The 26,441-nt window shown below is 71.9% G+C and carries 23 protein-coding genes and 1 pseudogene; 12 read left to right on the forward strand and 12 right to left on the reverse strand.

Annotated features, from left to right (window positions below):
- Window positions 1-16 precede the first annotated feature (16 nt).
- Window positions 17-1,129, reverse strand: coding sequence for a sensor histidine kinase (locus ACFY04_RS08985; protein ID WP_389115155.1), 1,113 nt, complete (start codon window positions 1,127-1,129; stop codon window positions 17-19).
- Window positions 1,122-1,991: a response regulator transcription factor gene (locus ACFY04_RS08990; RefSeq protein ID WP_389115157.1), complete on the reverse strand. Its 870-nt coding sequence runs from the start codon at window positions 1,989-1,991 to the stop codon at window positions 1,122-1,124. The genes ACFY04_RS08985 and ACFY04_RS08990 overlap by 8 nt, the downstream gene beginning before the upstream one ends.
- A 139-nt stretch (window positions 1,992-2,130) precedes the next feature.
- Between ACFY04_RS08990 and ACFY04_RS08995 the strand changes: the two are divergent.
- A pseudogene (locus tag ACFY04_RS08995) lies at window positions 2,131-2,304 on the forward strand (glycosyltransferase); the annotation flags it as partial.
- Window positions 2,305-2,318: 14 nt separating this feature from the next.
- On the opposite strand, the gene helR reads toward ACFY04_RS08995, so the two are convergent.
- On the reverse strand, window positions 2,319-4,481 hold the full coding sequence (gene helR / locus ACFY04_RS09000; RefSeq protein ID WP_389115158.1) for an RNA polymerase recycling motor ATPase HelR: 2,163 nt from the start codon (window positions 4,479-4,481) through the stop codon (window positions 2,319-2,321).
- 474 nt (window positions 4,482-4,955) lie between these two features.
- Here helR and ACFY04_RS09005 point away from each other — a divergent pair, with 474 nt between their 5' ends.
- On the forward strand, window positions 4,956-6,260 hold the full coding sequence (locus tag ACFY04_RS09005) for a hypothetical protein (protein ID WP_389115160.1): 1,305 nt from the start codon (window positions 4,956-4,958) through the stop codon (window positions 6,258-6,260).
- Here ACFY04_RS09005 and ACFY04_RS09010 read toward each other — a convergent pair.
- The 3 genes from ACFY04_RS09010 to ACFY04_RS09020 all read right to left on the reverse strand — a co-directional run bounded on the left by ACFY04_RS09010 (window position 6,255) and on the right by ACFY04_RS09020 (window position 10,547).
- Window positions 6,255-7,901, reverse strand: a complete 1,647-nt coding sequence (locus ACFY04_RS09010; protein ID WP_389115162.1) for an MFS transporter — start codon at window positions 7,899-7,901, stop codon at window positions 6,255-6,257. The two genes, ACFY04_RS09005 and ACFY04_RS09010, sit on opposite strands and share 6 nt — an antisense overlap.
- 92 nt (window positions 7,902-7,993) lie before the next feature.
- Window positions 7,994-9,439 carry a DUF2252 domain-containing protein gene (locus ACFY04_RS09015; protein WP_389115164.1) on the reverse strand — a complete coding sequence of 482 codons (1,446 nt, stop codon included), beginning with the start codon at window positions 9,437-9,439 and terminating at the stop codon, window positions 7,994-7,996.
- A gap of 94 nt (window positions 9,440-9,533) precedes the next feature.
- Entirely contained in the window at window positions 9,534-10,547 is a 1,014-nt protein-coding gene (locus tag ACFY04_RS09020) for a YhjD/YihY/BrkB family envelope integrity protein (protein ID WP_389115165.1), read from the reverse strand.
- A gap of 59 nt (window positions 10,548-10,606) precedes the next feature.
- On the opposite strand from ACFY04_RS09020, the gene ACFY04_RS09025 reads away from it, so the two are divergent.
- From ACFY04_RS09025 to ACFY04_RS09035, 3 genes are all read left to right on the forward strand, one after another.
- Window positions 10,607-11,257, forward strand: coding sequence for a GAP family protein (locus tag ACFY04_RS09025; RefSeq protein ID WP_389115451.1), 651 nt, complete (start codon window positions 10,607-10,609; stop codon window positions 11,255-11,257).
- An 87-nt stretch (window positions 11,258-11,344) separates the two neighbouring features.
- Window positions 11,345-11,821, forward strand: coding sequence for a DUF6325 family protein (locus ACFY04_RS09030; protein ID WP_327387368.1), 477 nt, complete (start codon window positions 11,345-11,347; stop codon window positions 11,819-11,821).
- 27 nt (window positions 11,822-11,848) lie between these two features.
- The gene (locus ACFY04_RS09035) at window positions 11,849-12,142 is read left to right on the forward strand and encodes an SHOCT domain-containing protein (RefSeq protein ID WP_389115167.1); all 294 of its coding nucleotides are present in this window, start codon (window positions 11,849-11,851) and stop codon (window positions 12,140-12,142) included.
- Window positions 12,143-12,270: 128 nt separating this feature from the next.
- Here the strand turns inward: ACFY04_RS09035 and ACFY04_RS09040 are convergent, their stop codons facing one another.
- Both ACFY04_RS09040 and ACFY04_RS09045 read right to left on the reverse strand, forming a co-directional pair.
- Window positions 12,271-13,230, reverse strand: coding sequence for an ABC transporter substrate-binding protein (locus ACFY04_RS09040; RefSeq protein WP_389115168.1), 960 nt, complete (start codon window positions 13,228-13,230; stop codon window positions 12,271-12,273).
- A 79-nt stretch (window positions 13,231-13,309) separates the two neighbouring features.
- Window positions 13,310-14,860: an aminotransferase class I/II-fold pyridoxal phosphate-dependent enzyme gene (locus ACFY04_RS09045; RefSeq protein WP_389115170.1), complete on the reverse strand. Its 1,551-nt coding sequence runs from the start codon at window positions 14,858-14,860 to the stop codon at window positions 13,310-13,312.
- Between the two features lie 78 nt (window positions 14,861-14,938).
- Here ACFY04_RS09045 and ACFY04_RS09050 point away from each other — a divergent pair, with 78 nt between their 5' ends.
- A complete protein-coding gene (locus ACFY04_RS09050; RefSeq protein WP_389115173.1) occupies window positions 14,939-15,856 on the forward strand; it encodes a LysR family transcriptional regulator in 918 nt (305 codons plus the stop codon).
- 395 nt (window positions 15,857-16,251) lie between these two features.
- Here the strand turns inward: ACFY04_RS09050 and ACFY04_RS09055 are convergent, their stop codons facing one another.
- The gene (locus tag ACFY04_RS09055) at window positions 16,252-16,863 is read right to left on the reverse strand and encodes a TetR/AcrR family transcriptional regulator (protein WP_389115174.1); all 612 of its coding nucleotides are present in this window, start codon (window positions 16,861-16,863) and stop codon (window positions 16,252-16,254) included.
- Between the two features lie 95 nt (window positions 16,864-16,958).
- Between ACFY04_RS09055 and ACFY04_RS09060 the strand changes: the two genes are divergently transcribed.
- A complete protein-coding gene (locus tag ACFY04_RS09060) occupies window positions 16,959-17,405 on the forward strand; it encodes a nuclear transport factor 2 family protein (protein WP_389115177.1) in 447 nt (148 codons plus the stop codon).
- Window positions 17,402-18,325, forward strand: a complete 924-nt coding sequence (locus tag ACFY04_RS09065; protein WP_389115179.1) for an NAD(P)H-binding protein — start codon at window positions 17,402-17,404, stop codon at window positions 18,323-18,325. Before ACFY04_RS09060 ends, ACFY04_RS09065 begins: the two co-directional genes overlap by 4 nt.
- 345 nt (window positions 18,326-18,670) lie before the next feature.
- Here ACFY04_RS09065 and ACFY04_RS09070 read toward each other — a convergent pair whose 3' ends face one another.
- Window positions 18,671-19,525, reverse strand: coding sequence for an alpha/beta fold hydrolase (locus tag ACFY04_RS09070; protein ID WP_389115181.1), 855 nt, complete (start codon window positions 19,523-19,525; stop codon window positions 18,671-18,673).
- Window positions 19,526-19,575: 50 nt separating this feature from the next.
- The gene (locus ACFY04_RS09075) at window positions 19,576-20,757 is read right to left on the reverse strand and encodes a glycosyltransferase (RefSeq protein ID WP_389115183.1); all 1,182 of its coding nucleotides are present in this window, start codon (window positions 20,755-20,757) and stop codon (window positions 19,576-19,578) included.
- A gap of 213 nt (window positions 20,758-20,970) precedes the next feature.
- On the opposite strand from ACFY04_RS09075, the gene ACFY04_RS09080 reads away from it, so the two are divergent.
- From ACFY04_RS09080 to ACFY04_RS09095, 4 genes are all read left to right on the forward strand, one after another.
- Window positions 20,971-21,327, forward strand: a complete 357-nt coding sequence (locus ACFY04_RS09080; RefSeq protein ID WP_389115184.1) for a carboxymuconolactone decarboxylase — start codon at window positions 20,971-20,973, stop codon at window positions 21,325-21,327.
- A 282-nt stretch (window positions 21,328-21,609) separates the two neighbouring features.
- A complete protein-coding gene (locus tag ACFY04_RS09085) occupies window positions 21,610-23,085 on the forward strand; it encodes an APC family permease (RefSeq protein WP_389115185.1) in 1,476 nt (491 codons plus the stop codon).
- Window positions 23,082-23,531: a hypothetical protein gene (locus ACFY04_RS09090; protein ID WP_389115187.1), complete on the forward strand. Its 450-nt coding sequence runs from the start codon at window positions 23,082-23,084 to the stop codon at window positions 23,529-23,531. The genes ACFY04_RS09085 and ACFY04_RS09090 overlap by 4 nt, the downstream gene beginning before the upstream one ends.
- On the forward strand, window positions 23,524-24,897 hold the full coding sequence (locus ACFY04_RS09095) for a dipeptidase (RefSeq protein WP_389115188.1): 1,374 nt from the start codon (window positions 23,524-23,526) through the stop codon (window positions 24,895-24,897). Before ACFY04_RS09090 ends, ACFY04_RS09095 begins: the two co-directional genes overlap by 8 nt.
- Window positions 24,898-25,016: 119 nt before the next feature.
- Here ACFY04_RS09095 and ACFY04_RS09100 read toward each other — a convergent pair whose 3' ends face one another.
- Window positions 25,017-26,381 carry a carotenoid oxygenase family protein gene (locus tag ACFY04_RS09100; RefSeq protein WP_389115190.1) on the reverse strand — a complete coding sequence of 455 codons (1,365 nt, stop codon included), beginning with the start codon at window positions 26,379-26,381 and terminating at the stop codon, window positions 25,017-25,019.
- Between the last annotated feature and the right edge of the window lie 60 nt (window positions 26,382-26,441).

Below are 26,441 nucleotides of genomic sequence, written 5' to 3' on the forward strand. Positions count from 1 at the left end.
TGCAGGTCTGCAGGTCCTAGCCGGTAGCGGCCGGCAGGGTCAGTTCGAAGCGGCAGCCGCCGGAGACGTTGTGGACGTTCGCGTGGCCCGCGTGGGCCTCGACGATGCCCCGGACGATCGCGAGGCCCAGGCCCGCACCCGAAGGAGGGGTGCGGGCCGGGGTGCCGCGCCAGCCCGTGTCGAAGACGCGCGGGAGGTCCTCCTCGGGGATGCCTCCGCAGGCATCGGTGACCGAGAGCACCACGGAGTCCGCGCGGCGTTCGGCGGCGATCGCGACCGTCCCGTCGGCCGGGGTGTGGCGGATGGCGTTGACCAGGAGGTTGGACAGCACCCGGGTCATCTCCTTGCCGTCCACCTCCACCGGCAGTGAGGCGACCCCCTCGCCGACCAGCCGTACGCCGTGCTCGCGGGCGAGTGCGTCGGTGCCGGCCAGGGCGTCGCCCACCAGGTCGTGGAGGGACATCCGGGTCAGCGTGAGGGACAGCGCGCCCGCGTGGATGCGGGAGAGTTCGAAGAGGTCGCCGACCATGGAGTTGAGGCGGTCGACCTCGGTGCGGATCTGCCGGTGGTAGCGGGCGGGATCGGCCGCCATGCCGTCCTCCAGCGCCTCCGACATGGCGCGCAGCCCGGCCAGCGGAGTACGCAGATCGTGCGAGATCCAGGCCACGAGCTCGCGCCGCGAGGCCTCCAGGGCCCGCTCGCGTTCGCGGGACGCGGCCAGCCGTTCGCTGGTGAGGGCCAGCTCGCGGCTCAGCGCCGTGAATTCGGCGGGAGCGGGCACGGTCGGCGCCGCGAACGTACCCTCCTCCCCGAAGACCCGGGCCGCGCCGACGAGTTCCCGGCAGCGCCGGACGACCTGGCGGCCCAGCAGCAGCGCGGTGGCCATCGAGACGGCCGCGGCCGTCGCGACGACCATGGTCACGACGGCCAGGTCGTGGGAGGACAGGAACATCGCCCACGCCACGGTCAGCGTGCCGGCGAGCATCGCGGACACCGCGACCGCGGCGACGATCGCGAGGGAGACGGCGACGCTGCGCCGGCGCAGTATCCGCAGCGCCACGGCCCCGAGCAGCCCCGCGGCGCCCGCGCCGAGGAGGGCGTACAGGGCGATCAGCAGAAAGTCACGCATGACCGCCCTCCGTCCGGAAGGCGTGCTCGGCCCCGGTGTCCGGGGCCGGCTCGAAGCGGTAGCCGGCGCCCCAGACCGTCCGGATCAGCTGCGGGCTCCCCGGATCGTCCTCGATCTTGCCGCGGAGCCGCCGGACGTGCACGGTGACCGTCGACAGGTCGCCGTAGTCCCAGCCCCAGACCTCGCGCATCAGCCGCTCCCGGTCGCAGACCTGGCCGGGGTGGCGCAGGAAGTAGGCGAGGAGATCGAACTCCCGCAGGGTGAGCGCGAGCTCCCGGCCCTCCTTGTGGACCCGGCGAGCCGCCGGGTCCAGTACCAGGCCCGCCACCGCGAGCCGCGGACCGCCCTCCGGGCCACCGGCCGGGGCACCGGCCTGCGCCCGGCGCAGTACGGAGCGCACCCGCAGCACGAGCTCCCGCGGGCTGAAGGGCTTGGTCACGTAATCGTCCGCGCCCACCTCCAGGCCCAGGATCCGGTCGTCCTCGTCGCCGCGTGCGGTGAGCATGATGACGGGGACGGGCGAGCCGCCGTCCTCCCCGGCGCGCAGCCGGCGGCAGACCTCCAGGCCGTCCATCCCGGGGAGCATCAGGTCGAGGACCATCAGGTCGGGGCGGTGCTCCTGGGCGGCGCGCAGGCCGGCCGGGCCGTCCGCCGCCAGGCGCACCGTGAATCCGGCCCGCTCCAGGTACCCGGCCACGACCTCCGAGACGGTCGGATCGTCGTCGACGACCAGAACGCTGCCCTGGGCGCCGGTCTGGGCGCCGGTCTGGGCGCCGACCTGGGTATCGGCCCGGGCGTCGGCCCGGTCGGTCCCTCCGGTGCCGGGTCCCTCGTTCGTACTCTCCACATTGCTCACTGCCATGACCCCAGGCTGTCACCCGCCGGGGCCCAGGTGTGCCGCGGACCCCCTCCCGCGGGACGGCGTCCGCGTTTCGTAAGGTCTGCGGGCCCCTTTTCCCCGGTCCCGATTCCTACGGTGTGGAGGGTGCCTTCATCAGCTTGTGCACCGCCCCGCGCGGAACCTCGTACTGCCGTGCCTCGACGAGGCGCAGGAGCTTCCCCGGGTGCCGGCCCGCGCGCCGGCCGGGTGGCACGCCATCGTCGTCGACAACGGTTCGACCGACGGCTCGGCGGAGATCGCCCGGAGTCTGGGCGCCACCGTCGCCGGTGGACCGACTGCACGAGCGGGTCAGGAACTCGTGAGGATGACGAGCCGCTGCGTCGCCCGGGTCATCGCGACATAGCGGTCGACCGCTCCTTCGATCCCCGTACCGAAGGTCTGCGGGTCGACGAGGACGACGAGGTCGAACTCCAGCCCCTTCGACAGCCCAGGGGTCAGCGACCGGACCCGGGAGTTCTCCCGGAAGGCGCCGGCCACGCTGTCGTCGGCGCCGATGACACAGGCGACCCCGTCGGCGTGCGCGTCCAGCCAGCCGTCGAGGACCGGGTCCAGATCCTTGACGGATCCGTGCACGACGGGAATGCCGCTGCTGCGGACGGAGGCCGGCACGTTGGCGTCCGGGAGCCCTTCCCGGATGGCCGGCTCCGCCACCGCCATGACCTCCTCGGGCGTCCGGTAGTTGATGCTCAGGGAGGCCACGTCGATCCGGTCGAACCCGATCCGCTCCAGCCGCTCCTGCCACGACTCCGTGAACCCCTGCCGGGCCTGGGCGCGGTCACCGACGATGGTGAAGCTGCGGGACGGGCAGCGCAGCAGCAGCATCTGCCACTCCGCGTCGGTCAGTTCCTGAGCCTCGTCCACCACGATGTGCGCGAACGGTCCGGCGAGCAGGTCCGGGTCCGCGCCGGGCAGCGCGCCCTCGTCGATCAGGCTGTCCTGCAGGTCCTTGCCGCGCAGCATCGTCACGGCGCCCTCACCGTCGTCGTCGGCCGCGAGCAGGTCGTCGATGACTCCGGCCATGCGCTCGCGTTCGGCCGCCACCGCGGCGCCCCGCCGCCGCAGCCGTCGTGCCGACTCGGGGTCGCCGAGCCGCTGCCGCGCCGCGTCCAGGAGCGGCAGGTCGGACACCGTCCAGGCCTGGGCGTCCGCGCGCTGCAGCTGCGCCACGTCCTCGCGGCTGAGCCACGGAGCGCACATCCGCAGGTAGGACGGTACCGACCACAGGTCCCCGACGAGATCGGACGCATCGATCGTCGGCCACGCGCGGTCGAGCGTCCCGACCAGCTCCTCGTCGTACCGCAGCGATCTGCGGAACAGGTCGGGCGAGAGGTCCTCGTCGTCGAACTTGTCGAGCAGGATCGTCAGCAGCTCCTCCCAGATCTGCTCGCGCGCCTCGTTGTGCGGAGTACCCGCGGCCGCCTCGAACGCCTCGGCCCAGTCGTCCGGGCTCAGCCAGACGTCGGACCAGGGGGTCGTGACCGTCATCCCCTCGGCGGGCGGCTCCTCGTAGATCCGGACGGCCTGCTCGATCGCCTTCACCATGTCCGCGGACGATTTCAGGAACGCCACCCGCGGGTCGGCCTCGGCCGCGGCTTGGGCCCCCTCGGCGACGAGGTCCCGCACGGTGCAGGTCTGCACGCCCTCCTCACCGAGGCTGGGCAGCACGTCGGCGACATAGGCCAGGTAGGGCTGGTGCGGACCGACGAACAGCACACCGCCCCGACGGTGACCGAGGCGGGGATCGGAGTAGAGGAGATGGGCGGAGCGGTGCAGGGCCACGACGGTCTTGCCCGTGCCCGGACCGCCGTCGACGACGAGAGCACCGCGCGAACCCGCGCGGATGATGGCGTCCTGGTCGGACTGGATGGTGGCGAGAACGTCGCGCATCCGCGGCGACCGGCTGCCGCCCAGTCCGGCGATGAAGGCGGACTGGTCGTCGAGCGCGGCGTGCCCCTCGAACCCGTCGGCGGTGAACACCTCGTCCCAGTAGTCACCGATCCGGCCGCGGGTCCAGCGGTACCTGCGGCGGCTCGCCAGACCCATCGGACTGGCGTGGGTCGCGGCGAAGAACGGCTCGGCCGCGGGCGAGCGCCAGTCGATCAGCAGCCGGCCCCCCGCGCCGTCGGTGAGGCCGAGGCGCCCGATGTACACGGGCTCGGAGTCGTCCTCGCCGACCATGCGCCCGAGGCACAGGTCCAACCCGAAGCGCCGCAGGGTCCGCAGACGACCCGTCAGCCGGTGGATCTCCACGTCCCGGTCCATCGCCTCCCGGCCCAGGCCGCCGGGGGCCCTGCGCAGCGCTTCCAGGCGGTCGGACAGCTCGGCGATCGTCTGCTCGAGGCTCTCCGCGACGGCCGCGAAGTGCTTCTCGTCGCCGCCGATCAGCGCCGGGTCGGCCTTGGGGGAGAGACGGGCGGGAAGGTCGAACGCACTGGTGGTCAGGGAGTTCATATCAGCAGCTCCGATCTGCGGCGGCACCCGCGAACTCATCGAACGACCCGTCAACCGACAACAGCACACGCACTATGGGGATCTCCCGTTTCCGCAGGTCTTGGCTTCGAGGAGCGATTCTGCGGGACGAGTGGGGCCTTGCCGCAAGCCCCCCTGTGCGTTATAACTTGAGAGTGGAAAGGAGTGGGTGCTCCTCCCTTCCCTTGATCGTCCGCTTCGTGCGGACGTTCTCCCCGCCGAGTGGCAGCGCGCAGCGCGCCCTTCCTGGCCTCTCCCCCCTTCCTGGCCTCTGCCTCCCCCGCCCGGTGAACCCGGCGAACCGCCGCGTTCATGCATACGGCCGAACTGCGGATGCCGCTCCCGGCGCGCCGGGGCAGGCTGTGGGGCAAGGGGAGCCGCCTGCTCCGGCGCAGGTTCCGCGTCATCCACCGATCCTCCGGGATCCACGGCTCCCGACCCCGTAGGAGGTCAGCCATGCAGGGTGACGAAAGCGCGGGCGAACTCGCGGCACTGCGGGCCAGGGTCGCCGCCCTGGAATCGGAAGCCGCGCAACGGACTCCGCCGAAGCACCGGATGAAGTCGCTGCTGTCCGCCGTCCTGATCATCATCGGCTGCGTGCTGGCCCCGCTGGGCATCGTCGCGTCCTGGACGTCCAGCATCGTGGGGAACACGGACCGCTATGTCGCCACCGTCGCCCCGCTGGCCTCCGACCCGGATGTCCAGGCGGCCGCCGCGAACCGCGTCACCGCCGCCCTGATGGAGCACCTCGACCTCGCCACCCTCCTGGAGGACGCGGCCCCCGACCAGCGGCCGCTGCTGCAGAAGGCCCTGGGCAAGCTCGGCAGCTCGCTGGAGGGCGCGGTCAGCAGCTTCGTGAAGGAGAAGGCGCAGGACGTCATCGCCTCGGACCAGTTCGAGACGATCTGGACCAACGCCAACCGCACGATCCACACCTCACTCGTCAAAGCCCTGACCGGCAGCGGCGACGGCGCGGTGGAGATCAAGAACGACGCGGTGACGGTCGACCTCGCGCCGGTGATCGAACAGGTGAAAACACGGCTCGTGGATGCCGGGATGGGCGTCGCGGCCAAGATCCCAGAGATCCACACCGACTTCACCGTGGTGCAGTCCAACGACATCGGCAAGGTCAAGACAGGCTTCCGGCTCCTCCAGCTCGCCGGCGTGTGGCTGCCCATCCTCGCCGTACTGCTCGTCGCCGCGGGCGTCCTGCTCTCCGCCCACCGGCGCCGCATCCTGGTCACCGCGGCCCTGGCGGTGGCGTTCTCCGTCGCGGTCCTCGGTCTCGGGCTGACCGTCTTCCGTACGGTCTACCTCAACGCGCTCCCGGACACCGTCTCCCAGGCCGCGGCCGGCTCCGTCTACGACGCGATGATCCGCCTGCTGCGCACGACGATCCGCATGGTCGTGGTCCTCGGCATCGTGATCGCCCTCGCCGCCTGGCTCTCCGGCCCGGGCAAGTACGCCACGGCCGCCCGCCAGATCTGGCACTCCGGGATCGTCGCCACCCGCGCCACGGCGGACCGGCTGGGCCTGCGCACCGGCCCGGTCGGCCCGTTCATCCGGCGCCACCGCTCCTGGTTCACCTGGGGCCTGGTCGCGATCGCCGTCATCGTCTACATCCTGTGGTCCTACCCCACCGGCTGGGTGGTCGTGGGACTCGCCCTCGCCCTGCTCTTCGCGCTCGCGGTCACGGACTTCCTCGCCGAGGACACGTCCGCCTCCGCCGAGGAGACGACCCCGAGTCCGCACCCGTCATGACGGGGTGCCGGCCGGGCCGCGGGCCGCGGACGGCTGGGCCGCCGGGATGCGCTGGGTGAAGAAGAGGGCGAGCAGCGCCGCCAGAGCGAGGAGGGCGAGGGCGGCCCGCAGGCCTTCGATCCGTGCCTCCTCGTTCGCGTCGAGTGCCGCCTGGGCCACCACCGGGTCCGTGCCCGCCTCTTCGAGGGCCGTGGTGAGCTGCTCGTCCGACAGGAACGGGGCGCTCCCGGCGAGGGCGGTGTGCGCCTGCGTCTTGACGTCGGCCGGGATCGCCGGGTTCTGGTCGATGGTGGTGAGGAACGAACTCGTCAGCACGGCGATCATGACCGACCCGGCGAGGGCGGTGCCGATCGAGGCGCCGAGGTTGGTGACGGTGTTCTGGATGCCGCCGACCTCGGCGCTCTGCTCGTCCGGTACGGCCGACACGGTGACAGCCCCCAGCTGGGAGGCGAGCAGCCCGATCCCGAGCCCGATGAGCAGCATGGGCACGGTGACGACCTCAGGGCCGGAATCCGGGGTGAGGGCGGCCAGCAGAATGACGGCGCCGGCGAACATCGCCAGGATGCCCCTCCGCACGACGCGCCGGGGCGAGGCGTTCGGGCTGAACTTGGGGACCCCGATCGCGGCGGCGAGCAGCGTGATGGAGAGCGGCAGGATCAGCGCGCCCGTGTGGAGGGCGGACAGGCCGAGCGCCACCGACAGGTAGAGCGGGACGACGAAGAACACGCCCATCTGCACGAGGTACTGGAAGAGGAACATCGTCAGTCCGCCGGCGAGCTGCCGGTTCTTCAGCAATTCCGGGTCGACGAGCGGTTCGACACCCCGCGCCACCAGGCGTGCCTCCCAGCGGAAGAACAGCCAGACCAGCATCAGCCCGGCCATCACCAGCCAGACGACGGGCGAGACGCCGAACCACGAGGGGCCCCCGGCCTTGGGCCGGAACCAGCCCCATTCGCTGGTCCGCAGGATGCCGAAGACGAACAATCCGATGCCCGCGGCGGACAGGATCGCGCCGAGTACGTCGATCCGCGGCCGGTGCTCCGGGGGCGCGTCGGCGATCCGGCGGGCCAGCAGCAGAATGACGAGGACCATCACGACCTCCCCGGCGAACACCCAGCGCCAGGAGAAGAAGGTGGTCGCGGCGCCGCCGATGAGCGGTCCGACCGCGATCGCCACGGCTGCCGCCGCCGCGACCAGGCCGTAGGCGGCGGGCCGTTGTTCCTTGCCGAAGTTGGAGGCGATGAGCGCGACGATCGCCGGCAGGATCAGCGCCGCCCCCACGCCCTCCAGGAACGACCAGCCCAGCATCAGGACCGTCAGGTTCGGGGCGAGCGCGGTGGTGAGGGACCCCAGTCCGTAGATGACACAGCCGATCATGAACGCCCGTTTGCGGCCGATGAGCGCGCCGACCTTGCCACCGCTGATCATGAGCATCGCCATCACCAGCGTGTAGGCCGTGATCGCGCCCTGCATACCGCTCACCGTGGTGCCGATGTCCTCCGCCACCGTGGCGATCGAGACGTTCATCACCGAGCTGTCCAGGGCCATCAGGAACTGCCCGGCCGCGAGTGTCAGCAGGATGAGCCTCGTGTTCCCCGCGTTCCCCGCCGCCCCGGCCGGGCCCGCCTTCGCTGCTGTCATGCGCGCAGAGTGGCACGGCCGTGGCAGGCGGCCGGGCACCTCGCCCGCCGCGTCAGCCGACTGGCCGAAACGCCGGCCCGGTCCGGTCCTGCTCAGGCCGCGACGGCGGTCACCCGGCCGGAGGCGATGGCGTCCACCAGACGGTGGTGGTCGCGCTCGTTCAGGTCGGCGTAGCTCTCCGCGAACCGCACCAGCGCCTGGTCGAAGACGTCGCTACGGCCCAGGTACGCCGCGATGGCGATCCGGTCGCCGGAGCGGGCGTGCGCCCGCGCCAGGGTGACACCGCACAGGCCGGCGAAGACCCGCATGCCGCGCGGCACCATCCGGGCGGGTTCGGCGATGCCCTTCCAGTCGCGCAGCTGGCGTACGTAGAAGTCCCGTTCGACGCCGTCGAGCCCGTGCGTCTGCTGCCAGCCGAGGAAGATGTCGCTCGCGGCCTGCATCAGCCGCTGGCCGGCCACGACCCGCTCACCCCCGGTGGCGTACTCGCTGGCGCCCACGTACGGGGCGAGCACCGATTCACCGGCCTCCTTGGCCTGCAGGATCAGCGGGTCCTCGCCGCCGCGGCCCAGCAGCAGCACGATCCAGCACCTCGTGCCGACGCTGCCGACGCCCACCACCTTGCGGGCCATGTCGACGATGGAGTACTGCTCCAGCAGGTGTCTGCGGTCCGTCTGGAGACTGTCCCCGTACCGCCCGACGAGGTCCCGGATCTGGCCCTCGATCGCATCGCCCTCCTGACCCGGCAGCAGTTCGGAAGCCGGTGTGATCAGCTGCGGCACGGCGGCGAAGCGGCGCCGGCCGTCGACCACCTCGGTGAGCTTCTCGAACGCCTGCAGGCTGTCGCGTCCGCGCGCCTTGCTCAGCGCCTCGGACAGGTTCTTGCGGCCGCGGGTGTGGAGGGCGCCCTCCGCCACCGCCTGGAGGTGCGACTCGTCCACCCTCGCGTACCAGACGTCGAGGTTGTTCATCTGGGCGAAGGTACGCATCTGCTCGCGGTAACCGGCGACCGCCGCTGTCACGATCGACGCGCGCTCGCGCTCGGAGAAACCGTTCTCCCGCCCGGCGATGACCAGGCTGGTCGCGAGCCGCTTGACGTCCCATTCCCACGGTCCGGGCAGCGTCTCGTCGAAGTCGTTGATGTCGAACAGCAGGTTCCGCTCCGGGGAGCCGAGCAGCCGGAAGTTCAGCATGTGCGCGTCGCCGCACAATTGGACCCGGATACCCGAGTCGGGTGTGCCGGCCAGATCGCCCGCCATGATCGCGGCGGCGCCCCGGTAGAAACGGAACGGCGATTCCGCCATCCGGCCGTAGCGGATCGGCACGAGCTCCTGCAACCGGGTGGCGGACTGCCGCTCGATGACATCCATCGGATCCAGCCGGTCGGCCGACGGCTCGAAGTCTGCGTGGGCGGATCTCGGAGAGGCGGCCCGGGCCGCCCGGCCGTTCACGGCCCGGTCCTCGGCGGAGAGCCGGGGGCCACCGTCCGTCGCGGTCGTGGCCGCCGTCGTGGCCGCGGTCGCGGTCGTGTCGCGCATCGTCATCGTCGTCGACCTCCCGGCCACCAGGACCCCCGCCTCCCAGCATGGCACTCACCCCACACCGCTGCCCCACGGGCGCCGCCGCCGTCCCTCAGCGACTCTCCTGCCGCATCCTGTCCGGCTCCGGGCTGCCCAGCCGCCGGGCCAGGTACGGCTCCTGTGCGAGGGCCGCGCCGAGGGTGATGCCGATGGCGACCGCCACGCACAGCACGATCAGCCACGACAGGATGACGAACACCGAGCCGGTGGACCCGTACGTGGCGAGCGACCGGTTGAGGGCGATCGGCATGTAGACCCGCGCGCCCAGCGACAGCGCGGTCACCGCGGCGGCGGTCAGGAGGGCGCCGGGCAGCAGCGGGGGCCACCGGATCACCCCGCCCAGCAGGAGGTGCTGGCTCCACCACCAGGCCGCTGTCTGGAGGAGGAGCGTGAGGGGGATCCCGAGCCACAGGCCGAGTCCGAATCCTTCGCGGACCGGACCCTGGAAGATCAGCAGGACCATCCAGGCGCCGATCCAGGCGAACCAGCGCCAGATCAAGATCCGCGTCCCACCCCGCGGGATCTGCCAGGCACGCTTGCACAGCCGCTGCATGGCACGGCTCACCGCGGTCGCCGACAGCAGCACGATCACGGCGCCGGCCGCTCCCACCGCGTTGCGGATGTCCTCCTCGCCGGAGCCGTCGAACGCGTCCTTCAGCTGATCGTTCGCCGGACCGGTGAGCCCGAACATCGTGCGTACGGATTCGACCATCTGCTGGCGGACGGCCTCCGGGGCGAGCGAGGCGACGACGAAGAGCAGGGGCACGGCGGTCAGGAAGCACTGGGCGGCCAGCCGGGTGGCGGAGTCGAAGATGTTCACGCCGATCATGCGCTCCGTGGCATGGGTGATCACGGGGAACCGGGTCTCTGCCCGCTCCTGCGCGCGTTTGGCGGCCGCGGCCAGCTCCCGGGAGCGCTTGCGCCATCGTGCCTTGCGCTCCGACCACATCAGCGGCCCGCAGCGGCGTGCGGCACGGGCCGCGGATGCCGGGTCGTCGTCATGGCGGCCTCCTTCGTCTGCGTCCAGGTTGGTGGACGCGGACCAGGGCGGCATCTCGATGGGCAAAAGGTGTCGGAGCCCCGTCCGGTGCGTAGTGTCATATGTCGTCGCACGATTGGGGCGCCATGGTCCTCGACCTCATGCTCATCGCGTTGGCCATCGCCCTCTACCCGCTGCCCATGATGGCGTTCATCCTCGTGGTGTCCTCGCCCAGAGGAGTGTGGAAGGGGCTGGCCTTCCTCCTGGCGTGGCTGGCCAACCTCGTCGCGGTGATCGCGATCGTGCTGGCGCTGACGGGCGGCCAACCCCCGGCGCCCCGTTCCCCGCCCGGCGTGGCGGCGCTCGCACTCAAGCTGGCCATCGGGGTGGGACTGGTGGTCTACGGGGTGCGCCGCTACCGCCGCCTGAAAGCGAAGGCCGTCCGGGACACCACCCCGAAGCCCTCCCACGTGGACGTCGGCTCGGTGTGGGCCGCGGCGGGCCTGGCCGTGCTGATCCAGCCCTGGGGCATGGTCGCGGCGGGCGCGACGACCGTGATCGAGGCCGACACCTCGCACGGGACCACGTTCATCGCACTGTTCGGCTTCTGCCTGCTGGCCAGCTCCGGCCTGCTGGCGGCGGAGCTCTACATGGTGTTCGCGCCGGAGGCCGCCCAGGACCGGCTGCTGCGGATGCGCACCTGGATGGAGGGGCACAAGGACGAGGCCATCGTGTTCGTCTGCCTGCTGCTCGGCCTGTGGCTGACCGCGCAGAGCATCTACGAACTGACCGGTTGACCGGCCGGGGGGACCGGCCAGACATGCGGGGGCGCGGGCAGCGTGCTGGAATGAAAAGACCTTTCTCCCTCTGCGACAGGAGCTGCCATGAGCAGCGAGACCGAGCCGCGAGCCGATTTCGGAGACATCGACGAACTCGGCCCGGTCGACTACATCGTGGTCGAGTTCCCGGGCAACCGGATGACGGGTGAGGGGTTCCCGATCCTCGTCGACCTCGTCGACCGGGGCATCATCCGCATCTTCGACTTCGCCTTCATCCGCAAGGAGGAGGACGGCACGGTGACCGCGCTGGAGCTCCAGGACCTCGGTGGCGGCGAGGTCGACCTCACCGTGTTCGAGGGGGCGTCGTCCGGCCTGCTCGACGGTGGCGACATCCAGGAGGCGGCTGCCGCCCTGGAACCCGGGAGCTCGGCCGGGGTCATCGTGTACGAGAACACCTGGGCGGCGCCTTTCGCCCGTGCCCTGCGACGCGGCGGAGCCCAGCTCGTGGCCGCCGGAAGGATTCCCGTGCAGGCCCTGCTGGCGTCGCTGGACGCCCTGGAGGAACCGCCCGCCGGAGAGTGAAGCCCTCACAGCCTGGAGATGAGCATCATGCCCGGACTCCTTCGCGGGGTCGCCCGCACCGCCGTCGTCGCGGGCACCGCCACCGCGGTGTCCAACCGTGTGTCCCGCCGCCAGGGCGGCCGCTGGGCGCAGCAGGAAGCCCAGCAACAGCAGGCCCAGCAGCAGGCGGCAGCACCTGCGCCCCCGCCTCCGCCCGCCGCGGCACCAGCCGACGACATGACCACCAAGATCGAGCAGCTGAAGCAGCTCAGCACCCTCAAGGAACAGGGCGTGCTGACCGAGACGGAGTTCGCCGAGCAGAAGCGCCGACTGCTGGGCTAGGCCGTGGAGCGGAGGAGGGGGTACGGACATCGGTCCGTACCCCCTCCTCCGCAGCGCGGTCACCGTCCCGGCGGGACACGCGCCGATGGGGTCAGCCACGACGACTGCCCGTCAGTGGTGCGTGCGGGTCAGGAGCCGGTGTTGACGTTCGACGAGGCGACCGCCCCCGTGCCCGCACCCCACTTGTCGAGTGCCTTCTTGTACGAACCGTCCTCGATGACCGCCGCCAGTGCCGCCTTGAGGGCGTCGCGCAGTTCCGGCCTGTCCTTGGCCACGGCGATGCCGAACGGGCCGGCCTCGATCTGGTTGCCGACGATCTCGAAGGCGTTTCCGCCGTCGGCCTTGAGGGCCAGATAGGCCGCCACCGGGTAGTCGTTGACCCCGGCGACGGCGCCGCCCGCCTTGACGCGGGTCTGGGCCTCGGCGTCGGTCGGGAAGGACTCGATCGGGACGGCCGGCTTCCCGGCGGCCTCGCACTCCTTCGACCGGGCCTTGGCAACGTCCTCGAAGGTGGTGCCCCGCTGTACGGCGGTCTTCCTTCCGCACAGGTCGGCGATCGACTTGATGTGGTGGGGGTTGCCCTTCTGTACGTACACGACGGAGCCCGCGACGAAGTAGTCGACGAAGTCGACACCGTTGCCGGTCTTGGCGCCCTTGTCGTCCAGCCCCTGCTGGCGGGCCGTGGTGTCGCTCATCGACGACATCACGACGTCCTGCCGTCCGGAGTTGAGGGAGGTGATGAGGCTGTCGAAGGTGCCGCTGGTGAAGACGAACTTCACGCCGAGCTGCTTGCCGAGCGCTTCGGCGATGTCCGGGTCGACACCGACGATCTTTCCGTTCTCGGTGAACTCCATCGGGGCGTACGTGGCGTCCGTGCCGACCTTGATGACGCCGGCCCGCTGGATGTCCGCGGGCAGCTGGGCGAAGAGCGGGGCGTCGCTCTTCGCACCACCGGCTCCACCGCCTCCGCCGGCCGCGGTGTTCCGGCCCGCTTCGGTCTGGTCCCCGCAGGCGCCCAGCAGCAGGGCGGCGGTGGTGGTGGCGAGGACGGCGGTGATCGTCCGCCGGGTCGGTATGCGTGCGGCCATGGCTGTGCTCTCTCTCGGGGCGGTGTGAGGGGGAACGCCGGGGGTGCCGGCGGGCGGGACGACGGGCGCGCCCGGTGGCTCAGGCGACGACGCGCAGGCGCGTCACGCCCGGGTCGAGTGCGCCGCGTACATGGCCGTTCGGCGCGGCCGCGGTCCGCTGAAGGAACCGCACGGCCTCGGCGCTGATGACTTCGCCCGGCAGGACGTTGGGGATGCCCGGCGGGTACGCCGCAAGGGTGTCCGCGGAGATCCGCCCGACGGCCTCGTCCGCGTCCACGACCAGGGCCGGGCTCAGGAACGCCTCGCGGGCGGTGAGCTTCGTGGCGCCGGGAGCCGGCAGCCGCGGCATGCCGCCGGCGCCGGTGCCGGTGTCGGCCGAGTCCGTCGTGAGCGGGGAGGGCAGGGTGTGCAGCGCTTCCACGAACCGGTCGGTGTCGGGGACGGACCCCGCGCCGATCACGGCGACGATCGCCGCGTCGGTCGCCACTTCGACCATGATCTGGTGGTCCCGGAAGAGCCGTCGCCGGGCCTCGTGGCCCGTGATCCCGCCGGCCCGGGCGTCGATCGCGATGCGCAGCGGGTCGGCTCCGACGATGTCGGGGAAGGCGCGGAACCCGTCGCTCACCACCTTGAAGCGGCCCAGCGCGCGGACCGCGGCCCGCACCCGGTCCGCGGCCTCGACCGAGCTGCCCGTCGTGTCGGCTCCGGTGACCAGACTCCTTCGGGCGAGATCGAGCGACGCGGTCAGCAGCGCACTCGCGCTGGTGGACTGCACGAGCCGGAACGCCCGGTCCACGAGCGGTTCGAGCAGGTCCGCGAAGGGGCCCTCCGCCAGGTGGAGCATCGCCGACTGCGTCAGGCTGCCCGCCAGTTTGTGCGTACTCGAAGTCGCCAGGTCCGCGCCCGAGGAGAGGGCGTTCGCGGGAAGGCCCGGGTGGAAGCCGAAGTGCGACCCCCACGCCTCGTCGACGATCAGCGGTACCCCCGCGGCGTGGGCGGTGTCCGCGACGGCGCGTACGTCGGCCACCGCGCCGAAGTAGCTCGGGGACACGATGTACACGGCGGCCGCGCCCGGTGTCCGTTCGAGCGCGGCCGCCACGTCCGCTGCGGTCACACCGTGGGCGATGCCCTGCTCCGGGTCGACGGACGGCTGGACGAAGACGGCGTCCATGCCCGACAGCACCAGCCCGTCGATCACGCTGGAGTGCACACTGCGCTGCACGACGAGCGTGCGTCCCAGGGCGGGGGCGACCATCGAGGCGATCTGATTGCCCTGCGAAGCGCCGTTCGTCAGGAACCAAGTGCGCCGTGCGCCCCAGGCCTCGGCCGCCAGCGCCAGCGCCCTGTCCAGCGGGGTGTCCGGGCCGAGGTCGATGCCGTCGAGCAGCGGGGGGAAGTCCAGGGCCGTGATCCGCGGGCCGAAGAAACCGGCGAGATCCGATCCGGGGGCCGCGGCATGGCCGGGGACGTTCAGTCTCAGCCAGTCCCGTCCCGCATGGCCCAGCACCGCCTCGGCGTACGGAGCACACCGCTGGCCGACGCCAGGACGGGAGGGCGAGGCGGCCGCGGGGAGGGGAGTGGGGCTGGGCGAGGGGGAGAGGGAGGGGGTGCGGCGATCGGTCGTTCTCATGTTCACCCCCGGAGCGTGACAGCCGTCCAGCCATTGAGGAACGGTGGACTTTTCGTTACCCCTCCATACGATGTCTATATGCTCGACGTCAGGCAGCTCCAGGTACTCCGCTCCATCGCGCAGGAGGGCTCGCTCGCCGCGGCCGGCCGCGCCCTGCACTACAGCCAGCCCACGATCTCCCACCACCTGGCCGCCCTGGAAGCCCACTTCAACGCCCAGCTCGTCCAGCGCGGACCGCGCGGCGCCACGCTGACCGAGCTCGGCGAAGCCCTGCTGCCGCACGCCGAAGCCGTACTCGACCGCCTGCGCCACGCCGAGCTGGAGGTGCGCAACCTCGCCGAGCGCGGCATGCGCACCCTCCACATCGGCACGTTCCCCACCGCGGGCGCCCTGCTGCTGGCCCCCGCGGTCAAGCGCCTCCACCAGCAAGGGGTCCACATCTCGCTCACCGAAGGCGAGCTTCCCCTCCTGCTGCGCGGGTTGCGGGCCAAAGAGCTCGACGCCGCGCTCGTCTTCTCACAGCCGGGCGACAGCCTCGACCTCGACGAGGACTTCGAAGTCCACCCGCTGCTGTCCGATCCGCTGCTCCTGGTCGTGCCGGAGGGCCACCCCTGCGCATCGCGGGACCAGGTATCCCTCGGCGATCTGCGGGACACCGCATGGGTGGGCGCCGCCGACCCGCACGACCCTTGCGACCGGGTGCTGGCATGGGCGTGCGGCCAGGAGGGGTACGAGCCCCTGCACGTGATGCGTACCGACGACTACGCGGTGGTCCAGGGCCTCGTGGCCGCGGGTACGGGCGTGGCCCTCGTACCGCGGCTCGCCCTGGGGCCGCACCGCCCCGACCTGGCCGTACGCCCCTTGACCAGACCTGACCTCGCCCGGGAGATCAGCGTCGCCGTACTGCGGTCCACCTCCGCCGGAGCCGCCCAGGAACTGATCGAGGCGCTGCGGGAGCAGGCCGCGCTGATCACGGACCGCTGGGCGGCGGCCTGACCCCGCGGCGCGGCGCACGGGCCCCGCCCACTCACCCACCCGGCGTCGGCACCGACACCGGCACCGACACCGACGTCGCGCCGCAGCAGGTCGTCGTACGTCTCCCGGCGGACCACCTCACGGGCCTCGCCGTCGCGGCAGAACACGACGGGCGGCCGCCTGGCGCCGTTGTGGTTGTTGGCGAGGGAGGAGCAGCCAGCGCCGGTCACCGGCACCGCGACGACATCGTCGACGCGCGGTTCCCGCAGGCGGACGTCACGGATCAGGATGTCCCCCGACTCGCGGTGACGGCCGACCGGATCGCACCGCTCGCCGTCGCCGAGACGTGGGTCGACGGCCGCCTCGAACCGCTGGCCGTACAGCATCGGCTCCAGGTTGTCGCGGGCGGTGGGCGGTCATGCCCCGGCGGCCGGCCCCCGACCCGCACGGGCGTCGAGGACCGCCGCGGTGAAGCTCGCCAGCTGAGCCCGGAGTTCCTCGCGGGGTACGCCCTTCTCGCCGGCCAGGTACGCGACCAGGTCGGCGCGGGTGGCCGCGAGCAGGGCATGGGCGGAGAAGTCGGTGTCGGCCGGACCGGGGACGAGCCGCAGCAGGTCACGGAGCAGCGTGTGCCACTGCTCGTAGTGCTCCGTCCGGTAGGGGCTGTCCGCGCCGCTTCCCTCCAGGGCGAGGGCGAGATGGCGGTTGTCGAGCTTGAAGCACAGGAGGGCGTCGAGCAGGGCCGGTACGCGACGGGGTGCCGGGGTGGCCGGCCCCAGCGGCTGGGGGCCCTGTTCGACCGCTTCCCGGATCGGTTCGAGCCGTGCCTCGTAGAGCGCGCGGATCAGTCCGTTGCGATCACCGAAGGCGCGGAAGAGCGTCGCCTTGCCGACGCCGGCCGCTGCCGCGATCTCGGCCATGGTCACTTCCTCGGGGCTCCCGCAGTGGGCGAAGAGGGTGTCGGCGGCGGCGAAGACGGCCGCCCGGTTGCGGATCGCGTCCTTGCGCGGCTTGCGTTCGACGGTCATCGGATTCCCTCCGGTTGCGATACGGACCGGCGGTCCGTATCTTTCGGGGAGAGAAACGGACCGTCGGTCCGTATCGTAGTGGACGGAGAACCGTCGTGCCCGCAACCACCTCACCCCCGGATCTGTACCGCCACAGCCTCCGCCTGCTCCTGGACAAGGACATCGCCTCCTGGGTCGGCCTGTGGGCCGAGCACGGCGTCATGGAGTTCCCCTTCGCCCCTCCGGGCTGGCCCGGGCGGCTGGAGGGGCGGGAGGCCATCGCCGCCTACATGCGGGACTATCCCGGCCACATCGACCTGCACGACTTCCCCGACCTGCGGATCCACGAGACCGCCGACCCGGGCACCCTCGTGGTCGAGATGCGCGGAGTGGGCCGTCTGGTCGCGACCGGGGGCCCCTTCGACATGGCCTACATCGCCGTCGTGACCGTCCAGGACGGGCAGTTCACCTCCTACCGCGACTACTGGAACCCCCTTGCCGTCCACGAACCCGGGGCGGCCTTCCTGACGGACCCCGACCCCACGAGGAGCAGCGCCCGATGACCGCCCCCACCCCCACCGCCCCCACCCTCACCGCCCCCACCACCCCGACCGGCACCACCCTGGTCATCGGCGCCACCGGCACCACCGGCAGCCGCACCACGGCGCACCTCGTCGCCGCAGGTCGGCGCGTCAAAGCCGGCAGCCGCCGGGCCACGCCGCTGCGGGGCGCCGAGCCGGTCCGCTTCGACTGGTACGACCCCACCTGCTTCGGCGACGCCGTCGCCGGGGCCGACCGCGTCTACCTCGTCCCGCCCGTCGGCGACCCGGACCCGGCCGCGGTCATGCTGCCCTTCCTCGACCGGGCCCGCGCCGCCGGCGTACGCCGCGCCGTACTGCTGAGCTCCTCGGCGATCACCGAGGGCGGCCCGGCGGTCGGACAGGTGCACCGGGCCCTGCCCGGCCTGTTCGACGAATGGGCGGTACTGCGCCCCTCCTGGTTCATGCAGAACTTCACCGGCACGCACGCACACGCCGACAGCATCCGTGCCGACGGCGTCATCCTGACCGCGGCCGGGACGGGCCGGGTCGGATTCGTCGACGCCGACGACATCGCCGCCGTCGCGGCCCGCGCCCTCACCGACGACCGCGCGCCCGACACCGACCTGGTCCTCACCGGTCCGGAGTCCCTGAGCCACGACGACATCGCCGCACTCCTCACCGAGGTCACCGGCCGCCGGGTGGCCCACCACCACCTCACCTACGAGGCCATGCGCGACCGCCTGGCCGCCGTCATCCCGCCGGCGTTCGCCACGATGCTGGCCGGGATGGACCGTTCCATCGCCGAAGGAGCCGAGGACCGCACCACGGACACCGTCCACCGCCTCACCGGCCGCCCGCCCCACGACTTCCGGACGGTCGCCGCACGCGAGCTCTCCGCCGCGCACCGTGACGAGGCCAGTACCCCGCTCGCTCCCGGCTGACCGGTCAGCAGACGGTGCAGCCTGGCCCGGACCCGGCCTCGCGGCCAGTCGGCGAAGCACCGGCGCACCGTCAGCCGCCCTGCGGATGCCTCGGTGCGTCCGGCGCCACGCGCTGGAACAGCCCCACAATCCGTCCGGTACCAGCTGTTCGACTGTCGCCACGCCCTGCGCAACGAGCTTCCGGGCAGTCGTGGTCAGGAAAGCCGCAAGTCGATCCAGGGCTGTTGGAAGCGAAGATCGGACATCGCAGCAGGAGACCTGAGTGCTCCTCGGACGTCAACTCTGTTTGCCAGCCAACAAGTCACTGCCGGCAGTCACGCGCCCGGCTCCGACGGAGACGACCCCTCAGCCGGAAGGGCCCGCGGCGGTGTGTTCGAGGACCGCCGCGACGATCGTCGCCCAGTCGGCTCGCGCGACCCCGTGCCCGGCATCCTCCAGAGCCAACAGCCGGCCCCCGGGGATCCGTTCCGCGAGTGCCTCACCGTGCCGGAGCGGGAACATCGGATCGGCGGTCCCGTGGATCACCAGCGTGGGTACGGTGATCGAGGACAGGGGGGCCCGCGAGACCTTGCCGTCCGTGAGCGAGTCGTGGTTGCGGGCCGCGCCGAAATCGTGCGCGCGCTCGACGTCGCGGCGGACCAGGCCGCGGGCGGCGGCCTCGTCGAACGGGCGCCGCCCTCCCGCGAGCACGCGCGCGTGGGCGACCTCGTGGTCGATCACCGAACCGGCATCCGCCCGGTCGGCGTGGGAGGCCGAGGCGAACCGTGTGAACTCCTCGGTCGGCGGGGGCAGCGCGTCGTCGCCGGGCACGGCGGAGGACGTGCTGATCAGGACGAGCGACCGGACGCGGCCGGGGTGATCGAGCGCCAGCAGCTGCGCGAGGGCCCCTCCGGCCGAGACACCCACGACGTGCGCGGCCGGGATCTCATGGGCGCGCAGCACCCGGACGGCGTCAGAGACCAGGTCCGCCGCGGTGTACCCGGGGCGGCCCGGCTCGTAGGTGACCGACCGGCCGGTGTCGCGGTGGTCGTAACGGATCACGAAGCGCCCGCCCGCGGCGAGCATCCGGCAGAAGCCCTCCTCCCACCAGAGCATCGAAGTCCCCAGGCCCATGATGAGCAGGACGGGCGGATCGGAGGGCTCGCCGAAGGACTCGGTGCACAGCTCGATGCCGTCCACCTCGATCACGCGCTCAGCCATCGCCGCTCCTCCTCGCCCGTCCCCTCATGCCCAGGTACGGGAGGCACCGGTCAGGCGGAGGCCCCCGCCGCCGCGGACAGCAGTACGTCCACCAGCCTGTCCGCGGCGTCCGGCCTCCCGTACGCACGGGCACGCTGCGCCATCGCCGTCCGCCCGGCGGCGTCGGTCAGCAGCGGACCGACCGCCTCCGCAAGAGTCCGCCCGGTGACCTCACCGAGCAGCGCCACCGCGGCGCCCGCATCGGCCAGGTGCCGCGCGTTGTGCGCCTGCTCGTTCCCGGCCGAGGTGGCCAGCGGAACGAACACCGCGGGCTTGCCCAGCGCGGTCAGCTCCGCCAGCGTGCCCGCCCCGGACCGGGACACCACCACATCGGCGAGCGCCAGTACGTCGGGCAGCTCCGGCCCGACGAAGCCCGTCAGGTGGTATCGGCCCGCGAGGACCGGATCGAGACCCGCGGCAGCGGACCGGAGGTCGTCGACGTTGGCCGGGCCGCACTGGTGGATCACGTTCGCGTGGCTCAGCAGCCACGGAAGCACCTCCCGCACCACGCCGTTGATCTGCTGGGCGCCCTGCGCCCCGCCGGTGACGTAGACCGTCGGAAGCCGCCTGTCGAACCCCGTCAGGTTCAGCGCCTGCACCGCCTTGTCGGGGTGCCCGGTCAGGATCTCGGGCCTCACCGGATTGCCGGTGACGACCGCCCGGCCGCGCACCTCGGCCGGCAGCAGCGGCAGCGACGACTCGGAGGACACCGCGATGCGCGTCGCCGAGCCGGCCAGCTTCCGGTTCGCCAGCCCCAGCCGGACCGTCTGCTCGTGCAGCACCAGGGGGCGCTTGCACAACCGGGCGGCCAGTCCGGCCGGGACGGCCACGTACCCGCCCGTCGCCAGGACCACGTCCGGCTGGAACTCGGCCACGACCGCACGGGCCTGGGCCACGCCGAGCGGCACCCGTGCCATGTCCTTGACGTTCGCCGCCGAGAGCATCTTCAGGGGATTCGCCGATCTGCGGATCTTCCCCGTGGCGACCGTCCTGAAGGCGATGCCCTCCGCCGGGGCGACCCGCGCCTCCAGACCGTCCGCGGTTCCGATCCACAGCACATCGAGCGCGGACCCTTCGGCAGCGAGGCGACCGCGCAACGTGCGGATCGCCGTCAGGGCAGGGTAGGTGTGACCGCCGGTCCCGCCGCCTGTCACGAGCAGGCGGAAGGGACGGGAGAGCGAGGAAGCGTCCATCCGGCCACCCTACTGTCCGGTCCGCCCGCAGCCTCCGATGGGGCACGAGCACCTGCGAGGCGCCCGCGACCTGCGGGTATTCGTCCAGGCGGCCCAACGGGCGCGCGCTGCGGGGGACGCCTACGCTGAAACGGCAACCCGCCGACACGCCCCCGGTCCCGCGGTCAGGGCCGGCGCGTCCGGCTCAGTTCAGCATCGAAAGGCGGTTCCGACATGGCCACCAGGTCCGACGCTCCCGTTCTCGACACGCTCGCCGCGATGACCATCGACTCCATCGAGCACTGCGGCATGGACGAGAAGACACTCATCACCACCCGCATCGCCGCCCTCGTGGCCATGGACGCCCCGGCCATCTCCTACCTGGCCCACATCAGCCCCGCGGTCAAGGCCGACTTCACCGTCGAGCAGCTGCAGGACGTGCTCGTCGCGATCGCCCCCGTCGTGGGCACCGCGCGCGTCATGTCGGCCGCCGGCCACATAGCCCAGGCGTTCGGCGTCGCCATAGCCATGCTCGAAAGCGAAGCCGAAGCCATGGCCAACGCCGAAGCCGAAAGCCGCCACAAGTCCTGACCCCTCCGGACCGGACCTGCGTGCCTGCCTCGTCCGCCGCGCCTGCCGGGTTCGGCGTCGGGAGACAAGGGGCGGGGGATCCCGGAAGCAGGCGCGCCGGCCGGGCGGGGAAGTCGCGAGTTACGCAGGGGGCTTCGCCGTCCTGAGGGGATATATGTACGCGCCGGCGTGGCCTGCGGGCCTCCAGGTCCGCCGATTCCTCCGGACGGCCGACCCCGGCTCGCCCGCCGCGTGAGTACGGGTGAGCCTGACAGGAACGACCCTGTCGCCCCGGAGGCCCGCTTGAGCGCGATGGATGTTCCCCTTCCGGACGATCGGCCGCAGGGCAAGCCGACGGAGGCCGCAGCGGCCAGGACCGGCACCCCCACGCTCACGTGGGTGACCCTTGCGATGATGACGACGGCCTCCGTCGCCAGCCTCCGCGCGGCGCCCACCATGGCCGTGTACGGCCTTGCCTGCGTGTTCTTGTACCTCGTACCCGCGATCGTGTTCCTGCTGCCGACCTCGCTGGTCTCGGCGGAACTCGCGTCGGGCTGGTCGGGAGGCGTGTACCGCTGGGTGAGCGAGGGGCTGTCCAAGCCCCTCGGATTCGTCGCCGTGTGGTGCCAGTTCGCCATGACGATCTTCTACTATCCCAGCCTCCTGGCGTTCGTCGCGAGTACGTTGGCGTACGTCATCAACCCGGCCCTGGCCTCCAACGGCATCTACACGGCCATCGTGATCGTCGTCCTGTACTGGACGGGCGTCTGGATTTCCGCGCAGGGCACGAAGGCGCTGTCCGGGCTCGCCTCCTGGGGCCTGATCATCGGCACACTGATCCCGGGCACGCTGCTGGTGGTCCTCGGCATCGTGTTCCTCGGCCAGGGCAACCCGTCCGCGGCCCCGATGACCGCCGCCGACATCCTCCCGGCCTGGACGGGGCTGGCCAGTCTGGTGCTCATCGTCAACAACTTCCTGAGCTACTCGGGCATGGAGATGAACGCCGTCCACGTGTCGTCGCTGAAAGACCCACCGCGCGAGTTCCCCAAGACGATGTTCCTCGCGATGGGGATGGTGCTGCTGATCTTCATCCTGCCGGCCCTCGCCATCAGCTGGGTGGTTCCGGCCGACCAACTGTCGCTGACCGCGGGCGTCATGCAGGCCTTCGACGCGTTCTTCTCCTACTTCGGCATCGGCTGGCTGACCCCCATCGCTGCGGTGGCCCTGGTGTCCGCCTCCCTGGGCGGAATGCTCACCTGGCTGGCCGGCCCCTCGAAGGGCTTGCTGCTGATCTCGCGTCAAGAGGGCTACCTGCCACCGTTCCTGCAGCAGCTCAACGGACACGGCGTCCAGCAGAACATCCTCGTCACCCAGGGCATCGTCACCACGGTGATCGCGCTGGGGTACGCGCTGGTCCCCGACGTGTCCAGCGTCTACTGGATCTTCTCGGTGATCACCACCCAGGTGTACCTGATCATGTACCTGCTGATGTTCCTGGCGGCCATGCGACTGCGCAAGCTCCAGCCCGAACATCCGCGCGGCTACCGCGCCCCGGCGCTGAGCCTGGTGTGCGTCGTGGGTTTCCTCGCCTCCGCCGCAGCCATGATCATCGGGTTCGTGCCGTCCTCGCAGTTCGGCGGCGGCAGCGTCTGGGCCTACATCGGCATCGTCGGCGGCGGCCTGCTGCTCCTCGGAGTGGTCATCCCCTGGCTGTGCCTGCGGCTGCGCAAGCCCAGCTGGCGCACCCCGGCCGCGGAGTCGACGGGAGACGTGGCATGAGCCCCACCCGCTTCGCCTCCCAGCACAAGTGGATCTACATCGGCGCGATCGTCCTGCTCGTCGGCTTCGTCGTGGCGGGGCTGATCCAGTACAAGGCCGTACGGACCACCAACCAGTCCCTGGACAAGGCCAACCAGCTCGCGGACGAGCTGGCCGCCGCCGGTTTCACCCGGCCCGATCCCACCACCCTGGCCCGCGCGCTCGGCGAGGACGGGGGCATCGTCTGCGAGGACCCCGCATCCGCCCTCAAGTCGGCCCTGTGGAAGATCAACCTCTCCAACGGGGCCACCGGCCCCGGCCAGCGTCCGGTCATCGCCGACGGCCGGGCCGTCCAGGCGGAGGCGCTCGTGCTGAAGGTCTACTGCCCCGACAACCTGCAGCGCGTCCAGGACGAGATCGACAACCTGAAGACCGAGCAGACGGTGAGGCGCGGCAACGATGGCTGACCCCGCCCGCGACGTGCCGGACGCCGGCGCCCTCGCCGAGCGCATCGACGCGCTGATGCCCCGCGCCAAGTCCGACCTGGCCGAACTGGTCGCCCTCCGCTCGGTGGCCGACCCGCGGCAGTTCCCTCCCGAGGAATGCGAGCGGGCCGCCCGGTGGGTGGCCGACGCGTTCACCGAGGCGGGCCTGGACGACGTACGTCTGGAAGAGACCCCCGACGGCAGCCATGCCGTCCTCGGCCACCGGCCGGGCCCGGAAGGGTCCCCGACCGTGCTGCTGTACTGCCACTACGACGTACAGCCCCCGCTCGGCGAAGCCGCCTGGACCTCTCCGCCGTTCACGCTCACCGAGCGCGACGGACGCTGGTACGGACGCGGCACAGCCGACTGCAAGGGCAACATCGTCATGCACCTCACGGCACTGCGGGCCCTCGGCGACGCGCTGCCCGTGGGGCTGAAGTTCGTCGCCGAGGGGTCCGAGGAGCAGGGCACCGGCGGGCTGGAGCAGTACGTGGCCGCGCACCCGGGCGACATCTGCGCCGACGTGCTCCTCATCTGCGACACCGGAAACGCCGCCGTCGGCCGCCCCACCGCCACCACCGCGCTGCGCGGCCTCGCCAACGTCGTCGTCACCGTCACCACCCTCCGCGGCGACCTGCACTCGGGCATGTTCGGCGGTCCCGCCCCCGACGCCCTGGCGGCCCTGATCCAGATGCTCTCCACTCTGCGCGACGCCGACGGCGGCACCCGCATCGACGGCCTGGACTGCACCGGCACCTGGACCGGGGTGCCGTACGAGGAGGAGCAGTTCCGGGCCGACGCCTCCGTCCTGGACGGGGTCCGTCTCACCGGCTCGGGCTCGGTGGCGGACCGGCTCTGGGCGCGCCCGGCCGTGACGGTGCTCGGCATCGACTGCCCGCCCGTGGTCGGCTCCTCCGCCGCCGTACCGGCCAAGGCGCGGGCCCGGGTGAGCCTGCGCGTGCCACCGGGGACGGCCTCCGAGGCCGCGCTGGCCGCCCTCACCGCGCACCTGACGGCCGCCGCGCCCTGGGGCGCCCGCGTCTCGGTCGAGAAGGAAGGCACCGGCTCACCGTTCCGCCCGGCCACCGACGGGCCGGCCTACCGGGCCATGGGGCGTGCCATGGAGCAGGCCTACGGACGCCCGATGGAGTTCCTCGGCCAGGGAGGCTCCATCCCCCTGTGCAACGTACTCGCGGGAACCTGCCCGGATGCGGAGATCATCCTCATGGGGGTGGAGGAGCCCCGCTGCCTCATCCACGCGCCCGACGAGAGCGTCGATCCGAGCGAGATCCGCAACATGGCCCTCGTCGAGGCGCTCTTCCTCCTCGGCTACGCGTCGGCGCGCTGACACAGAGGTGTGCCGGAGCCGCGAACATCTCGCGGCTCCGGCAACCGGCCCCGGGGGGAGGGCCGTTCTCGGTGGGCGGTGGTGGATGCGGCAGAGCACGGGCGCATCCCCGCCCAGGGTCAGCCCGCGGAGCCGTCCAGGGTGCTGTCGGGGATCCAGGAGCCGTGGAGGCCGGCGCTGACGCGGTGGGGGAGGTGGACGGTGGCGATGCGGTCGAGGCCGGAGGCGTCGAGGACGAGGAGCTGTGACGCGTTCTGCTTGAGGTCGGAGACGACGGTCAGGAGGTAGCCGTCGTCCTCGCGGGCGGTGCCGGTGGCGGGGACGAAGACGGCCTCGCCGGGCATGCGGGCGTCGCCGATCTGGTGGATGCGGCGGGCGCCGGTGGTGCGGTCGTACTTCACGATGCCGTAGCCGCCGAAGCCCTTCTCGTCGGGGAAGGAGATGGCGTACTGGTAGCGGTGTTCGGCGCCGAGGTAGTCCTCGTTGATGGTGGGGAACTCGACGGGGAGGTCGTCGATGATCTGTTCGTCGACGGTGCCGGCGGTCAGGTCGAGGATCCAGCGGCGGGTGTAGGAGCGGGCGACGGGTTCGCTGCCGCGTCCGGGTGCCCCGACCCACCAGTTCCAGGAGAGGCGGAAGCCCTCGCGGTCGACGGTGGGGCCTTCCAGGACGATGCGGCCCTGGCCGTCCTCGTAGGCGTTGGAGACGTGGAGCATGTTGCCGGGTTCGATGGAGAACCAGCGGGTGTGGCGGGCGCCGTCCTCGCCGCGGGGCATGACGCCGATACGGGCGGGCTGGTGGTCGCTCCAGCTGTAGGGGATGCCCGAGCTTTCGGTGTGGTCGAAGGTGACGTTGCCCTCGACGAAGACGACGTGCCGACGGGTGATGGCGAAGTCGTGCTTGAGGGAGGCGTTCGCCCCGGGGACCTCGGCGCTGTGGGTGATGGCGCCCTTGGCGTCGGCGACGTAGTGGGTCAGGAACGGCGGGAAGGGGGAGGAGCCGAAGAAGTGGAGCTCCCCGGTCACGGGGTCTTCCTTGGGGTGTGCGGTCATGGCGGTGCGCAGTTTGCCGTCGAAGTCGTAGGCGCCGACCGTGTCGAGGTCCGGGGTGAGCTCGAAGGGGAGGTTGGCCTCGCACAGCGCGAGGAGACGTCCGGCGTGTTCGATGACGTGGGTGCCGGCGGCGCTGGCGGTCAGGTCGGGGCCGTGCTCGGTCATGTACGGGGCGCCGTCGAGGGCGGGGGTGTGGACCCAGCGGTTGCGGTACCACTCGGCGCGCCCGTCGTGCAGCCGGATGCCGTGGACCATCCCGCTGCCCTTGAACCAGTGGGTGGGGGTGACGCCGGGCTTGGGGTTGTGGCCGTTGCGCAGCAGCCGGCCCGTCAGCTCGGGCGGCAGCGTGCCCTCGACGGTGAGGCCGGAGGCGGAGACCTCCTCGGCGACGGGGGTGTAGTGGCCGGTCAGGTACGGCGGGGTGGTCGTCATGGCGGGAATCCCTCTCGTGGATACGTGGATACGTGGATGCGTGGATGCGCGGATGCGCGG

The sequence above is a fragment of the Streptomyces sp. NPDC001549 genome, assembly GCF_042894025.1.
Classification (GTDB): Bacteria; Actinomycetota; Actinomycetes; order Streptomycetales; family Streptomycetaceae; genus Streptomyces; species Streptomyces kutzneri.

Coding starts and splice junctions, on each gene's coding strand:
- ACFY04_RS08985 (WP_389115155.1), bottom strand. CDS start 1,129: ATGCGTGACTTTCTGCTGATCGCCCTGTACGCCCTCCTCGGCGCGGGC.
- ACFY04_RS08990 (WP_389115157.1), bottom strand. CDS start 1,991: ATGGCAGTGAGCAATGTGGAGAGTACGAACGAGGGACCCGGCACCGGA.
- helR (WP_389115158.1), bottom strand. CDS start 4,481: ATGAACTCCCTGACCACCAGTGCGTTCGACCTTCCCGCCCGTCTCTCC.
- ACFY04_RS09005 (WP_389115160.1), top strand. CDS start 4,956: ATGCAGGGTGACGAAAGCGCGGGCGAACTCGCGGCACTGCGGGCCAGG.
- ACFY04_RS09010 (WP_389115162.1), bottom strand. CDS start 7,901: ATGACAGCAGCGAAGGCGGGCCCGGCCGGGGCGGCGGGGAACGCGGGG.
- ACFY04_RS09015 (WP_389115164.1), bottom strand. CDS start 9,439: ATGCGCGACACGACCGCGACCGCGGCCACGACGGCGGCCACGACCGCG.
- ACFY04_RS09025 (WP_389115451.1), top strand. CDS start 10,607: ATGGTCCTCGACCTCATGCTCATCGCGTTGGCCATCGCCCTCTACCCG.
- ACFY04_RS09030 (WP_327387368.1), top strand. CDS start 11,345: ATGAGCAGCGAGACCGAGCCGCGAGCCGATTTCGGAGACATCGACGAA.
- ACFY04_RS09035 (WP_389115167.1), top strand. CDS start 11,849: ATGCCCGGACTCCTTCGCGGGGTCGCCCGCACCGCCGTCGTCGCGGGC.
- ACFY04_RS09040 (WP_389115168.1), bottom strand. CDS start 13,230: ATGGCCGCACGCATACCGACCCGGCGGACGATCACCGCCGTCCTCGCC.
- ACFY04_RS09045 (WP_389115170.1), bottom strand. CDS start 14,860: ATGAGAACGACCGATCGCCGCACCCCCTCCCTCTCCCCCTCGCCCAGC.
- ACFY04_RS09050 (WP_389115173.1), top strand. CDS start 14,939: ATGCTCGACGTCAGGCAGCTCCAGGTACTCCGCTCCATCGCGCAGGAG.
- ACFY04_RS09055 (WP_389115174.1), bottom strand. CDS start 16,863: ATGACCGTCGAACGCAAGCCGCGCAAGGACGCGATCCGCAACCGGGCG.
- ACFY04_RS09065 (WP_389115179.1), top strand. CDS start 17,402: ATGACCGCCCCCACCCCCACCGCCCCCACCCTCACCGCCCCCACCACC.
- ACFY04_RS09070 (WP_389115181.1), bottom strand. CDS start 19,525: ATGGCTGAGCGCGTGATCGAGGTGGACGGCATCGAGCTGTGCACCGAG.
- ACFY04_RS09075 (WP_389115183.1), bottom strand. CDS start 20,757: ATGGACGCTTCCTCGCTCTCCCGTCCCTTCCGCCTGCTCGTGACAGGC.
- ACFY04_RS09080 (WP_389115184.1), top strand. CDS start 20,971: ATGGCCACCAGGTCCGACGCTCCCGTTCTCGACACGCTCGCCGCGATG.
- ACFY04_RS09090 (WP_389115187.1), top strand. CDS start 23,082: ATGAGCCCCACCCGCTTCGCCTCCCAGCACAAGTGGATCTACATCGGC.
- ACFY04_RS09095 (WP_389115188.1), top strand. CDS start 23,524: ATGGCTGACCCCGCCCGCGACGTGCCGGACGCCGGCGCCCTCGCCGAG.
- ACFY04_RS09100 (WP_389115190.1), bottom strand. CDS start 26,381: ATGACGACCACCCCGCCGTACCTGACCGGCCACTACACCCCCGTCGCC.